We start from the raw sequence: 13288 nt of genomic DNA on the forward strand, positions 1-13288 counted from the left end.
GTCATATTTATTTTGTGAACACTTCAATAAGAGAGAATATATTTGATTAAAAACTCCAAAAAGAATTTAGAATAATTCACCTTTACTTTGTGTGCAAATGATTATTTTTACTCAACTATTAACCACAAAGAGAAAGTAAATGCCACAAAATAATATTGCCACGCCCGAATATTTTATTTGGGAGACTCACGGAATTCACACCGGAACAGGTAACGATCATGTAAAACATGGAGTTGACGAATTGGATAAAATAACTGAATTAGCCATAGCAAAAGGTCATCCAAATATTGCATTTATAATTCATACACCACGTTTAACCAGATACAGGTATGCTGCAGAGAAACGGTTGGGAGTTAAGTTTATAAGGGGCGATAATGCCTATTTTAATTATCCAAATCAGATTGAAAAGTTGAAGTTGAAATATGGCAATCAAATTAATATTCGTTTTGGTATTGAACTGGAATGGTTAGGACCTGATTTGGGAATGCAATGGAACCGTTCAAAAATTTTTCAGGCACAAGATGCTGATTTTGTGATAGGTTCATTGCATTTTTCCCGGGAAGGAATTCCATATGATGGTTCGATAGAGGAAACTGAAGAACTGATTAAACTGAGAGGTGGATTGGAAAATTATTGGGGTGGATACATCGAAGAATTGATTGAGATGGTTGATTCTACCTGGGAAATGATTCAGGTTGTTGGTCATATAGATTTACCAAAATTGTTTGCCCCGATTCCTCAGCCTCTGCTGGAGTTAGATACCTCAGATCATTTTCTGGCTCGTAGAATGCGGTTTTTACTGGAAATGATCAGCGAATATAATCTTGCATTGGATGTAAATCTGGCTGGAATAAATAAAGGTTGTGGTATCTATCCTGATATTTCAATTTTGAAAAGAGCAAAGCAACTTGATATACCAATAGCATTAGGTACTGATACTCATACATTGCAAAATTTAGGTAATCATCACGAAACAGGTATCCATTATGCTCATGATGCCGGATACAAACATTATCTGAGTTTTTCGAAGTGCATTCCTGAGAAAAGACCTTTGCGGAATCAGGCTTTTAAGGAGGAAGAATACAAGGTGATGAACTTGGGAATTGAGATGTTAAATCTTCGGTTTGAGGATAGCAAGCAACGACGAATTCCAAAATTTTCTTTCGGAGGAACTTTTAGAACATTCTTGGAGCATCATAAAAATTCGACTTCTTTGGGCGAATTTGAAGCGATACGTATACGAAAAGGAAATAAATCCATCACTATAAGCAATACTATTCCTCAAAATCAAAAGGAGAAGGTAAAAGGATTGTTCTCACATCATAAAGATAAGCCTGGGGTATTGTCGATGATATTTAATGCTTTGGCATCGGAGGAGATCAATGTTGAAACGGCATATTTAAATTCCAATAATGATGGCACTGCAACGGCTTTTTTAACCCTTTCGGGAGATGATGATTCTGTTCATGAAGCTGTTGAGTTTGTGAAAGGAACAGGGGGAGATAGCTTTATCGAAATTAGGGTAGGAGATATCTTGGAAATGCAGCAATTGGATAAAAACAAGAATTATTTGCTGGAAGTTGACGGAGTGAATTTACCTATTGCAATCAGTAAACAAATGATTCTTTCTATCCATAACAATACTGCAGGAATCTTACTAATTTTGCTTTCGGCATTGGCTTCCCAAAATATCAATGTAATTGATTTAAAACTGGGACAAAGAGGACAAAAAGGGTATGCGATACTTAGTATTGAGGGCAATGCTCAATTGGCCGGAAATATTTTGGGTAAGCTGGGACCTCAGTTTTTTGAAACGACACTTTTATCTTTAAACGGTGTTGAATAGTAAATTTTAATCGATATAAGTTGAATAACAGTACATCCGATTCATACGAATCCATTTTGAATATTATTGAGTTTTATAGAATTCAACCAAGAATTCAAGACCTTCAAATAGAGAAAATAGAGGAGTACTTGATTCTTATGAGCGCTCATTACATAGAGTCAATAAGAGAGATTGATGATTGCATCGGTTTAAGTGAGCCGGCTTGTTTAGAAGATATCATTGATGTTTTAAATTCTTACTTAAGTAAGGTGGGAGAAGAATTAGAAAAGATTTTCCCTGAAGATATAAATGTGTTTACGCCTGTTAATATACATTCTAATGCCGGAATAATTGAGATTCAGGCATTGGAATTGTACCGGAATTTTAACCGTGGTGAAAGTGATTTGTATCAAATAAAAGAGGCTCTTGATTGTTTGGAAAACAATATTTACGAAGAAGATTTTGCTGAGAAGCTAGCCTTACTGACAAAAGATTTACTGTTCAAAATTAATTCGAATCTAATCGTTAGGGTTGATGATTTATTATGAAGTTGCTTACCCAACAGCTTTTGGCGGGAGAAAGTGAATTGCCACCGGTTCTTCCTCTTCCAACTCTTTAATCATTTCAAATGATTGCGATTGAAGAAATTCAAGAGCACTTTCTTCATTTTTCCATTGAGAAAGAATAATATGCTCGTTTTGTTTTCCATTAGCTTGGTATATTTCGCATGAAAGTTCGCCTCCAATTTTACGGTATTCCTGAAATTGGTCAAATGAATTTTTCCAGCTAACGTAATTTTTTATAGACTGCTTTATTAGTAAATATATCATTATGTATGGATATGTTGTTAATTCTAAATTAATTAAAAAGAATAAACAAGCTTACAATTAATTGATTACAGGGTGAAAATACAGGGTGATTATATCTTTTTTTAATATAAATAGTAAATGCACCCCTTAATTGTTTAATTAAAATTAAACAAATTGATTTTTTAAAGAAAATTCATTCCACTTATCAACTAAATTAATTGACGAATGATTTAAATGCAGATGAAACATTTACAGTCAGACAATCTAGATTAATGCATCAATTGGATTTGAAAATCTAAATTTATAATTGGTATTTTCCAATTTAGCAGAGCTGATAATTTTATACGGGCTTTGGTTCGAGACAAATTTTGGCGATTCAAAACCTCCTTTTTTTGCGGCCTCCTCATAAAATTCCTTGCGACTAGGATGCTTGGGACAACAAGCATTGTAAATTTCTCCCCATAAATTATTTTCTATCAAATGCGATATGATGTTGATGCAATCATCCTGATGGATTAAATTAACAGGAGTGTCACCTTCAACAGCATTTTTCATTTTCGAAAAAAAACGTCCAGGTTTACGATCATAGCCAATTAAACCTCCAAATCGGATGATACTGGTTTGAAAATTTTGTTGTGAAAGCAGCATCTTCTCAACAATACGCAAGGCTTTGCCACTGTTCTTTTCCGGAATTTGGTTATCCTCTTCAGTAACAAGTCTGTTTAAATTCGCATATACCGAGGTTGAACTAATGAAAATCACCTTTTTTACAGAGGAAAGATGCAATTGCTCAATTAATGCTTTAAATTGTTTCGGGTGAAATTCTTCAATATCTTCTCTGCGCTTGGGTGGAAAATTAACAATCAATATTTCAGAATTAAAAAAATCAGCATCAAAATCAGCGTTTATTTCAGGATCAAAGCATATCAGATAAGGAGATATTCCATCCTGAGCCAAGCTGGATATTTTCTCAGGAGTTGGAGTAGAGCCTTTTACAGAGTAGGCATTTTTCATTAAAAATTTTGCCAGTGGTAGGCCTAACCAACCGCATCCTAGAATACTTATGGTTTTTTCTTGCTTATAAAGCGTTTTATTCATGTGTTTGTATCTAAATATATCGGTGTTCAAATTTAAATTTAATTTGAACAATTAAATATTTTTGAAATATATAATTATGAATATGAAGCTAATTATTTTGGTATTTAAGATATTAAAATCCTTTTAGCGCCTATGAGCTTTCCATAATGGACAAAGTGCTAAGTAGAATAAGGGTAAAGGATTTGAAAACACAAGGATTTTTAAATAATTACTTTTATATTTGACACAGCATACACAGACTTTCATTTATGAATTTTTGGTAGGTTTCAAAATAAATTTCGTTTTATGTCGTCACAAATACGAGAAAATTTACAGAAATTATTTGTTTTAGGAATTAGTTATAAGAAAACAGCTCTTGATGTTAGGGGGAAATTTTCATTTACTGCAGAACAGCAGGAAAATTTACTGAAAGAGGCAAAAGAAAATCAAATCGATGGATTCGTAGTTCTTTCTACTTGTAATCGTACTGAAATCTACGCTCACACAAGCCAATCGGAGTTTATTACTGATTTATTCTTAAAATACAGCGAAGGTAATCGGGAGGATTTTGATTCTCATGGTTATACTTTGTTTGGTAATGATTGTATTCACCACTTATATAGGGTTACTTCAGGATTAGATTCTCAGATTATTGGGGATTTTCAAATTGTAGGGCAAGTCAAAAATGCCGTTCAGTTAGCAGAAGAAATGGGTATGGTGAACCCATTTTTAAATCGCCTGTTTTCATTTGCCTTTCAGGCAAGTAAAAAAATAAAAACAAATACCGAAATAAGTAAAGGAGCCGCTTCTGTTTCTCATGCAGCAGTTCAGTATATTAAGGATAAGGTTTCAACTTTGGAATCATGCAATTTTTTGTTGTATGGAACCGGCGATATAGGGAAGGATACTTGTGGTAACTTATTGAAACACATGAATAACCGCTCGTTGACTTTAATAAACAGAACTGAAGCCAAGGCTGAGGCACTTGCTGATAAATTTAATGTGAAGTACCAATCTGTCAGTAAATTAATTGAAGAGGTGGAAAAGGCCGAGGTTATTATAGTAGCTACCGGAGCTCCGCAACCTACCTTGTTACCGGAACATTTTAATGGGAGTGACCAATGCAAATTGATTTTGGATCTTTCTGTTCCTAGAAATGTTCATCCTGAAATAGATAAGTTGGATCACGTTTTGGTGATTACTGTTGATGAACTATCGAAACATATCTCAGATGCCATTCAGCAAAGAAAAGATTGCATTCCGCAGGCAGAAGGTATAATTTACGGATCGATAAGTGAATTTTACAGCTGGCTTGAGGTGAAATACTTGTCTCCTGTAATTATTGCTTTAAAAGAAAATTTACAGAAAGTTCAACGGAAAGAGTTGGATTATCACAAAAATAAATTGACTGATGATGAACTGAAAAAAGTGGAGCACATCACCAGTAACATTGTGAATAAGATTGCCAGAGCATGTATCAATCACTTAAAAGATCATCACAAAAAGCAATCCAGTCCAATGGAAACAATAGATATGATTTTTAAAGATTTGGATTCGTAAAGCTTTGCAGGCTTTCGATAAAAAGCTATATAAACCTTGTTTTATATGGCTTTTTTATTTTAGCTAATATTAAATTTATAAACGTCCTGAAAATAGAAGACTATGATTTCTAAAATGAAAATAGTTGTTGCCACCCGTCCTAGTTTGCTTGCTTACACGCAAACCATGCAAACTGTGGAATTACTGAGAAATGCCAATCCTGAAATTGAATTCGAAGTGAAAAAGTTCAGCACTCAGGGCGATCGGGTGTTAAATCGTTCTTTAACAGAGTTTGGTGGTACTGGTGTGTTTGTAAAGGAGTTGGAACATGCTTTGTTGGAAAATGAAGCTGATATTGCAATTCATAGTTTAAAAGATGTTCCGAGTGCACACCCTGAGGGGTTGCAATTGGCTGCTTTTCCCGAGCGTGAAGATGCACGTGATGTTTTTTTGACCCGTAACGGAAGTTCCATCGAAGATATGCCGGAAGGATTTGTATTAGGAACCGGAAGCCCAAGAAGAAGGGTTCAATTTGCTAACCTCCGTAAGGATATCGAGTTTAAAGAAATCAGAGGAAACATTGACAGTCGTTTTCAAAAACTAATGGATGGTGAATACGATGCAATTATTTTGGCTGCAGCAGGCTTAAACCGTATGGGTAAAGAATATGACGAGAATTTGCTTCTGGATATTGATTTATGCATTCCTGCCATAGGACAAGGTGCAATTGCAATTGAGTGCCGGAGTAACGATCCTGAAACAATTGCAATACTTCAAAAGGTGAATCATCGTGATACCGAAATTGCAGTTAAAGCCGAACGGGCATTTATGGCTGAAATAGAAGGGGGATGTAAATTTCCTTTGGCTGCACATGCTGTTGTTTCAGACAATATTTTGAATATGGTTGCCATTGTAGGTGATTTAAAAACGAACCAGTTCATTGCAGAAGGAATTGAAGTTCCTGTAGAAGAATCGATTGAGAATGCGAAAGAATTAGCCATTAAGATGAAATCAATTTGTAAAGAAAAAGGAATAAATTTCTATCTTTAATTTTTGGTGATAATTTATCAAAAGGATTGATATACTTAAATTGACAACTAATTTATACACAAATACAAAAAATACAACATTATGAGTTTAAGACCTCTTTTCCCAGAGACACGATTAAGAAGATTGCGTTATAGCAAAGTAGTACGTAACATGGTTGCAGAAACATCTCTTTCTGTTGATAATTTAATCATGCCCCTTTTTGTTTGTCCGGGAGAAAATGTTCAAAATCCGATTAAAAGCATGCCGGGAAACAATCAGTTATCGGTAGATATGTTAGTAAAAAAGTGTGGCGAATTATTGGAGTCGGGCGTAAAATCAGTATTGCTTTTTGGTATTCCTGAGTCGAAAGATGAAGATGGAACTGTTGCAGCACACGAGCATGGTATTGTACAAAAAGCTACCCGTGCCATTAAGGAAACTTACCCGGAAATGTATATCATCGCTGATATCTGTAATTGCGAATACACAACTCACGGTCATTGCGGAACTATTGTTGATGGTGATGTTGACAACGACCAGACATTGGTGACATTGGCTGCACAAGCTGTTTCTTTGGCTGAAGCTGGAGTTGATATGGTGGCGCCAAGTGATATGATGGATGGAAGAATTGGATACATGAGAAAAGCTTTGGATGAGAATTGTTTCGAGAAAATGCCGATTATGGCTTATTCTGCAAAATATGCATCTGGCTTTTACGGTCCGTTTAGAGATGCGGCCGATAGCGCACCTAAATTTGGAGATAGATCTACCTACCAAATGGATCCTAGAAACAGCGATGAAGCCATTCGTGAAGTTGAGATGGATATTGCTGAAGGAGCTGATATTGTAATGGTAAAGCCTGCTATGAGTTATCTTGATGTGATTTACAGAGTGAAAAATGAATTTAATATTCCTGTGGCGGCTTATAATGTAAGTGGTGAGTTCTCTATGGTGAAAGCTGCGGAAGCTAACGATTGGATTGATGGCAAGCGTGTAATGATGGAAATTATGACTTCAATCAGAAGAGCCGGAGCTGATATCATTATAACTTATCACGCTAAAGAGGTTGCTGATATTTTAAATGGTAAGATGTAAGCTGTTATTGAGAATTGAATTAATTCTGCCTTATTATTTTACGATACTAATTACTACTAACTATTTACTGATTACTGGAGTATGAGTCAATCAATTTTTTTAGATACAATTAACGGAATTAAGAGAGAGAGACCACCAGTGTGGTTCATGCGTCAGGCGGGCAGGGTACTTCCTTCCTACATGAAATTGCGCGAGAAATATGGTTTCAAGGAAATGATGGAGAATCCGGAATTGGCAGCTCAGGTTACTTTGTTACCAATTCATGATTTGGGGGTTGATGCTGCTATTTTGTTTTCTGATATTTTGGTGATTCCGGAAGCTTTAGGAATGGAATTGAGTTTTGAAGGAAAGGGGCCCAGTTTTGCAACAGCCTTAAAAGATGTTGCGGATCCTCTGTCATTTTTATCCGACAAGCCTGAAAAACTTGAGCATATTTATAAAGCGATTGACCGAATTTTAGAAACCAAGCCAAACGAAATTCCATTAATTGGATTTTGTGGAGGCCCTTTAACTACTTTGTGTTATATGTATCAAGGTTTCAGTCGAAATCAGAATTTCCCTGATTTTGTTCCTGCAATCTATCGTGATAAAGCACTAATGAAGAAGGTGGTTGCTAAAATTACAGAAATGAGTATTCACTATGCGCTAAAGCAAGTTGAACATGGTGTTAAGGCATTTCAGTTATTTGAAACCCACGCCGGATTGATCCCTGTGGAATTGTATAAAGAGGTTTTCTTACCATCGGTTAAGGCTATTTTAGGTGCTGTTCGTGAAACAGGAGTGAAAACCATCTACCTGCCAAAAGGTTTGGGAACGGGTATCAATATGGTGAACTACGATTTATGCGATTGTGTAAGTGTTGATTGGCAAATGCCATTGCATGAGGTGAGAGGAATTGTTGGCGAAGAGATGATTCTGCAAGGGAATTTTGATCCTCGTATATTGGAGGCTGCACCACAAGCTATCGACCAGGAATTTGAATACTTCCTGAATTATGGACGAAAAGATCACAAATGGATCTTCAATTTGGGACACGGGCTATTGCCTTCAATACCGGTTGAAAACGTGGAGTATCTTGTGAAAAAGGTGAAAGAATCTGATTGGGGAAGATAAACTCTCGAATGAAAATATAGAATGAGGTGTCAGTATTGGCACCTCTTTTTTGTTTGGATTTAGATTAAACAAATGGGAGTTTACTGATTAATTTAGTTTATATCAGTAGTTGATCTTAAAACAAATAAATTTATGTTGAAAAACTTACCAGGTAGTTAGGAATGGGGTTTTATGATTTCTACTTTTGCAGCCGAAAATCAATAAAATAGAATAACAATGGCAGATTATACAAAAATGTGGACTGATCTTGGCTTAAACCTTGATAATCATGATGCTTTACTGGAGAATTTAGGTGGCGCGTACCAATCCATTTTCATGTCGCAGGAACATCGTCCGGAAGGAATGGGATATTTCGATTTTGTGATGAGCGAAGCTCACGGGTTAAGAATTCAGGAGTTGCGTGATGAGCAGGAGGCAGGGCGAAAAATAATTGGTTCTTTTTGTGTTTTTGTACCTGAAGAGCTTGTACTTGCAGCAGGTTGCACATCTGTAGGATTGTGTGCCGGAGCTGATTTTGCTCAGGAAGAAGTTGAGAAGGTACTGCCTCGTAATACTTGTTCGTTAATCAAATCATTCTTTGGTTTCAAATTAGGTAAGGTTTGTCCATATATGGAAGTTTCAGACCTTATTGTAGGGGAAAATACCTGCGATGGAAAGAAAAAATCATTTGAGATATTTAGTCAGATGGTGCCAAATTTCTTTCAAATGGATCTTCCTCAAAACAAGGCTCCAATGGCAAGAAAATTATTAAAGCATGAATATGAGGCTTTTATTGCTAAGTTAGAGGAAATGACAGGCAAAAGAATCGGTTTGGAAGATTTAAAACAAGGAATTGCTGCTGTAAATGCAAAGCGAAATGCATTAGCCCGTCTGTCTAAACTTCGCATGGCCAATCCAAGTCCAATTTCTGGTTTAGATGCGTTATTAATTAACCAAATTGCCTTTCTGGATAATCCGGTTCGTTTTACTGAGAAAGTAAACGTTTTATGTGATGAACTGGAATTGCTTGTAAAAGAAAATAAAGGCGTAAAAGTTGAAAACGCTCCCCGTGTAGTTATTTCCGGTTGTCCTATGGCAATTCCAAATTGGAAAGTTCCTGCTGTAATCGAAGCTGCAGGTGCTGTAATTGTTGGCGAAGAATCATGTATTGGTGAGCGAGGTCAGCGAAATACAACCGACGCTTCTGCGGATACAATTGATGGCCTTATTGATGCTGTTGTTGATCGTTATTTTAAAATTGATTGTGCAGTATTTACACCAAATCAGGAGCGCGTAGAACACATCAAAGAAATGGCTGAAAATACAAATGCCGACGGTGTGATTCATTACGGACTTCAATTCTGTCAGCCTTATATTATGGAATCTTTCTCTGTTGAAAAAACCTTGGAAAAAGATGGTGTTTCCGTATTGAGACTTGAGACAGATTACAGTCAGGAAGATATGGGACAATTGTCAACTCGTGTAGAAGCATTTGTTGAGATAATAAAATAAATTGAATGGAAATATAAAAACTGAGAGGGCTTGCTGCATTCTCAGTTTTTTTTATTTGCATCAGAAATAAGATACAACATTATTGGAATGAGACATGCCGGAATAGATATTGGCTCCAGAAGCATAGAGTTGGTTGTGATTGAAGACGGAGAGGTTGTTGTGAGCAGGCAGTCCGAATCTGGTTACAATCCGGTGGAGCGCGTTCAGGAATTAATTGCTGATATTTCGTTCGATAAAGTGATGGCCACGGGTTATGGACGCGCAAGTCTTGAGATTGCCTTCGATTATCCGACCATAACGGAAATTAAGGCATATGGAACAGGAGCGGCGACATTGCATCCTGGTGTTCGGGGAATTCTTGATATTGGAGGGCAGGATACCAAGGTTATTTCTTTGAATGAAAATGGAAAAGTGTTTAAGTTTGAGATGAATGATAAATGTGCTGCAGGTACCGGTAAATTTCTTGAATTGATGGCAGTAAGTCTGGGTTATCAGCAAAGCACCCTTGGTTTGGAAGCATTAAAAGGACAGGAGGGAATAGAAATTAACAGCATGTGTGCCGTATTTGCAGAGTCGGAGGTTACTTCTCTTTTGGCGAAAGGTTGTCTGCGGGCTGATATTGCATTGGCTGTTCATCAATCGGTGTGCCGCCGTGCTGTTGGAATGATTAAACGTCAGGATTTAAAAACTCCAATTTTATTTGCCGGTGGTGTTGCAAATAATGCATGTATGATACATCTCTTGAAACAGACTTTTGGAGATGATCTGATTGTTCCAACATCTCCTCAGTTTGTAGGTGCATACGGAGCTGCTGTTTTAGCAGGATTTTTATAAAAAACGAGAAAACCACCTGAGGTGGTTTATGCAATTGTTTGAAACAAGGAATTACCTGTATTCCTTTTTTTCGAATTGTTTTAGTTTGTCAATGTCGCGTTGAAATCTTTCCATTAAATCTTCCGAAAAAGAATTAATCAATTTGTGTTCCTTTGCTGTCATTCCATAAGAGGCATCAGCAACAATCTTCATGGCGGTAATGAATTCATCGTATTGTGGAGCCGGGCCATATACATGACAAAAATTAATCACCTTGTTATAGATTTCTTCAACTGAAGAGTTATGCGACTCCTCAAACTCAAACGACCATAATATTTCAGAGCCAAGCGCATGATTTTTCAACAGCTGCATAAGAGCTTCCTTCTCTTCTTTCTTAATCACTCCATCTGCTTTTGCCAGTGCATAAAGCAATTCTCCAAATACTTCGTATAATTTTTCTTCCTTTTTCATGGCATATCTTTTAAGGTAGATACCAAATTTCACAAATTGTCCATACCCTAAGTTACTACAATTGAGTGAGAAATTTATACAAAATGAGGAAGTCTGATTGCTGTGAATGGCATTTTAAAATCAATATCAAGCCTGTGCAGATAAAGATTGCTTTAAATACTAAGCCAAATAATCGCCAGAACTTACAAACAGGTTGGCATATAAGCCTATCGCTGCAAGTTGCTATCCTTAAGTTAAGATCATGGGAATCTGGCTAGTCAATTTGTTTTTACTGATGCTGTTTTCTATATATTAGGCTGCTTAGATTCCATTCGGGGATTATAAACTTATTGGCAGATGGCTTATATTGTTATGCGATTCATTAATATAGCTTTACAGATAATCTAAATTCATTATCGGATCATTTAAATAAGAAAGCAGATCATTAATATTACTATACCGATCAAATAAATAATATAGAAGATTGGATCTTTATGCTGTTATAGCTGATCGGATTGGCTTTAAATATGATCTGAATTGTAATTTTTATGATTTGACTCTATCTAAAGATGATCTGGCAGATGATTTAGCTGAGCGGATTGATAATGTATGTAATCTTTACACTTAAAAACAGATGAGTTTGCTGACTGTTTTAGCCATAATGCCGGAAAATCACAACAGGGCAAACTTAAAGTTGATCTGAATCTGTTTTTTTGTGATTGCGATTATTATTTTTACGACGGATGAATTCACTTGTGTATCCCTGGTATCGATTAGGATCATTCCGAAACAGATATTTTCCTGCACAACAAACTTCATCTACCAATTGCTTCAGGTAGATATAGGCTTTATCGCGAAATAGTTTTGATTTGTTGCCTTGCATTCGCAGGCAATTTAGTTTGGCAAAACGATCGGCAGCCTGTTCCGACAGGGTTTTGGCTAAATTTAATTTATTTAAATCGAAATCAATCGGAATAAGCAAATCCTGGTATTTCATCCCTAATATCGATAAGTCGTAAAGATCCTGAATTAAAACCGTGTGTTTTTTTCGTTTGTAACCGGACTTTACCAGTGGCAGTAGTTTCGGTTTATTGCGAAAAGCATAGCGGAATGAATACAGTAGTTCATCCTGCAAGACACAGGCTTGCTTCGATGTAATTTCCCATTTTTGTTGTATTTCCGAAACGGTATTTTTTTCCTCTATCCAATGGGTTTGAGCCGATCGCAATGTTTGAGCTCTAAGTCTGAGATCAGCACTTATGTCAGCAGACATTCCAATATTCATTAATTGCATTTGATCTTTGATACACCAAAGGGCCAAATTCTCGGCCTCTTGTAAATAAATATCAACAGGAATGGCAATTTTAACGATGTCCCGATTGGATATCGCCCGAATAGTATCTGAAATGTTTGTCAACTCAACTGTTTGATCCATCTTTTAATAAATTAAATTCGTTTTAAATCAGTAGAATTTAAACTTAACAAAAAAACAATTGCGATGCAGTATATTGGCCTGGAAAAGATTAATTATTTTACAGTAGAAATAGCTTTCAGGATTTTTCGGGCACGGGAACAGTAGCCTGCACTTCCATTTTCCATTTGCTCTTCGATCACAAGAGCTAATTCATTTTGTATATCCGGTTCTTGTAAAGAAAAATTGTATAGAATTTGCATGGCATACACCTTAATTGCAATGGCTGATGTGCTGGAAATCAAAGCATCGAAGCAGTAATTGATAAAATCACCGGATACATTGCCTGGAAGAGGTTCTAAACTAATCAGTTTTAAATATTGCCTTAATTTGCTTTCGTTGGAAAGAGTAGGGACTAGCTCAATCATTTGAGGCAAATACAGGCGAACCAGATCAGGAGCAATATCATAAATCTTATCTAAAATCCATGTTGCCCGCCAGGAATGTTTCTCATTGCTGATACAAATATCCCACAGTTCGTTTATATACATGGGATTCTCTGCGATACTTTGAGCAACCAATCTGGCTTCCTCTTTTGCCGGAAAAGGGTCGAGTAGTTTTTTAAGTTCCATTGAA

General features: G+C 36.2%; 13 protein-coding genes. 8 read left to right on the plus strand and 5 right to left on the minus strand.

Annotation, left to right across the window (positions count from 1 at the left end):
• Positions 1-139: 139 nt before the first annotated feature.
• The gene (locus tag ACHZAX_RS08800) at positions 140-1846 is read left to right on the plus strand and encodes a histidinol-phosphatase HisJ family protein (protein ID WP_320018833.1); all 1707 of its coding nucleotides are present in this window, start codon (positions 140-142) and stop codon (positions 1844-1846) included.
• Positions 1847-1866: 20 nt separating this feature from the next.
• Positions 1867-2373: a hypothetical protein gene (locus ACHZAX_RS08805; protein WP_320018834.1), complete on the plus strand. Its 507-nt coding sequence runs from the start codon at positions 1867-1869 to the stop codon at positions 2371-2373.
• 6 nt (positions 2374-2379) lie between these two features.
• On the opposite strand, the gene ACHZAX_RS08810 is transcribed toward ACHZAX_RS08805, so the two are convergent.
• A complete protein-coding gene (locus ACHZAX_RS08810; RefSeq protein WP_101309535.1) occupies positions 2380-2655 on the minus strand; it encodes a hypothetical protein in 276 nt (91 codons plus the stop codon).
• Positions 2656-2898: 243 nt separating this feature from the next.
• Complete coding sequence (locus tag ACHZAX_RS08815) at positions 2899-3732, minus strand: Rossmann-fold NAD(P)-binding domain-containing protein (protein ID WP_320018835.1); 834 nt, start codon at positions 3730-3732, stop codon at positions 2899-2901.
• Between the two features lie 285 nt (positions 3733-4017).
• Here ACHZAX_RS08815 and hemA point away from each other — a divergent pair, with 285 nt between their 5' ends.
• From hemA to ACHZAX_RS08845, 6 genes are all read left to right on the plus strand, one after another.
• The gene (gene hemA / locus ACHZAX_RS08820) at positions 4018-5271 is read left to right on the plus strand and encodes a glutamyl-tRNA reductase (RefSeq protein ID WP_156195675.1); all 1254 of its coding nucleotides are present in this window, start codon (positions 4018-4020) and stop codon (positions 5269-5271) included.
• A gap of 102 nt (positions 5272-5373) precedes the next feature.
• Complete coding sequence (gene hemC, locus ACHZAX_RS08825) at positions 5374-6300, plus strand: hydroxymethylbilane synthase (protein ID WP_320018836.1); 927 nt, start codon at positions 5374-5376, stop codon at positions 6298-6300.
• Between the two features lie 81 nt (positions 6301-6381).
• Positions 6382-7374 (plus strand): porphobilinogen synthase, encoded by a 993-nt coding sequence (hemB, locus tag ACHZAX_RS08830; RefSeq protein WP_101309539.1) that lies wholly within the window; start codon positions 6382-6384, stop codon positions 7372-7374.
• 81 nt (positions 7375-7455) lie between these two features.
• On the plus strand, positions 7456-8487 hold the full coding sequence (hemE, locus tag ACHZAX_RS08835) for a uroporphyrinogen decarboxylase (protein ID WP_101309540.1): 1032 nt from the start codon (positions 7456-7458) through the stop codon (positions 8485-8487).
• Positions 8488-8703: 216 nt separating this feature from the next.
• On the plus strand, positions 8704-9978 hold the full coding sequence (locus ACHZAX_RS08840) for a double-cubane-cluster-containing anaerobic reductase (protein ID WP_320018837.1): 1275 nt from the start codon (positions 8704-8706) through the stop codon (positions 9976-9978).
• Positions 9979-10065: 87 nt separating this feature from the next.
• Entirely contained in the window at positions 10066-10812 is a 747-nt protein-coding gene (locus tag ACHZAX_RS08845; protein ID WP_101309542.1) for an acyl-CoA dehydratase activase, read from the plus strand.
• A gap of 51 nt (positions 10813-10863) precedes the next feature.
• Here ACHZAX_RS08845 and ACHZAX_RS08850 read toward each other — a convergent pair whose 3' ends face one another.
• The 3 genes from ACHZAX_RS08850 to ACHZAX_RS08860 all read right to left on the minus strand — a co-directional run bounded on the left by ACHZAX_RS08850 (position 10864) and on the right by ACHZAX_RS08860 (position 13284).
• Positions 10864-11262 (minus strand): hypothetical protein, encoded by a 399-nt coding sequence (locus ACHZAX_RS08850; protein ID WP_320018838.1) that lies wholly within the window; start codon positions 11260-11262, stop codon positions 10864-10866.
• 667 nt (positions 11263-11929) lie between these two features.
• Positions 11930-12676, minus strand: a complete 747-nt coding sequence (locus ACHZAX_RS08855) for a hypothetical protein (RefSeq protein WP_320018839.1) — start codon at positions 12674-12676, stop codon at positions 11930-11932.
• A 92-nt stretch (positions 12677-12768) separates the two neighbouring features.
• Positions 12769-13284 carry a hypothetical protein gene (locus tag ACHZAX_RS08860; RefSeq protein ID WP_101309545.1) on the minus strand — a complete coding sequence of 172 codons (516 nt, stop codon included), beginning with the start codon at positions 13282-13284 and terminating at the stop codon, positions 12769-12771.
• Between the last annotated feature and the right edge of the window lie 4 nt (positions 13285-13288).

The sequence above is a fragment of the Labilibaculum manganireducens genome, assembly GCF_963665805.2.
GTDB lineage: Bacteria > Bacteroidota > Bacteroidia > Bacteroidales > Marinifilaceae > Labilibaculum > Labilibaculum manganireducens.

Bases quoted from the DNA above. Each gene is read 5' to 3' on its own strand.
- ACHZAX_RS08810 (WP_101309535.1), bottom strand. From the start codon at position 2,655: ATGATATATTTACTAATAAAGCAGTCTATAAAAAATTACGTTAGCTGG.
- ACHZAX_RS08840 (WP_320018837.1), top strand. From the start codon at position 8,704: ATGGCAGATTATACAAAAATGTGGACTGATCTTGGCTTAAACCTTGAT.
- hemB (WP_101309539.1), top strand. From the start codon at position 6,382: ATGAGTTTAAGACCTCTTTTCCCAGAGACACGATTAAGAAGATTGCGT.
- ACHZAX_RS08860 (WP_101309545.1), bottom strand. From the start codon at position 13,284: ATGGAACTTAAAAAACTACTCGACCCTTTTCCGGCAAAAGAGGAAGCC.
- hemE (WP_101309540.1), top strand. From the start codon at position 7,456: ATGAGTCAATCAATTTTTTTAGATACAATTAACGGAATTAAGAGAGAG.
- hemA (WP_156195675.1), top strand. From the start codon at position 4,018: ATGTCGTCACAAATACGAGAAAATTTACAGAAATTATTTGTTTTAGGA.
- ACHZAX_RS08845 (WP_101309542.1), top strand. From the start codon at position 10,066: ATGAGACATGCCGGAATAGATATTGGCTCCAGAAGCATAGAGTTGGTT.
- ACHZAX_RS08800 (WP_320018833.1), top strand. From the start codon at position 140: ATGCCACAAAATAATATTGCCACGCCCGAATATTTTATTTGGGAGACT.
- ACHZAX_RS08815 (WP_320018835.1), bottom strand. From the start codon at position 3,732: ATGAATAAAACGCTTTATAAGCAAGAAAAAACCATAAGTATTCTAGGA.
- hemC (WP_320018836.1), top strand. From the start codon at position 5,374: ATGATTTCTAAAATGAAAATAGTTGTTGCCACCCGTCCTAGTTTGCTT.
- ACHZAX_RS08855 (WP_320018839.1), bottom strand. From the start codon at position 12,676: ATGGATCAAACAGTTGAGTTGACAAACATTTCAGATACTATTCGGGCG.
- ACHZAX_RS08850 (WP_320018838.1), bottom strand. From the start codon at position 11,262: ATGAAAAAGGAAGAAAAATTATACGAAGTATTTGGAGAATTGCTTTAT.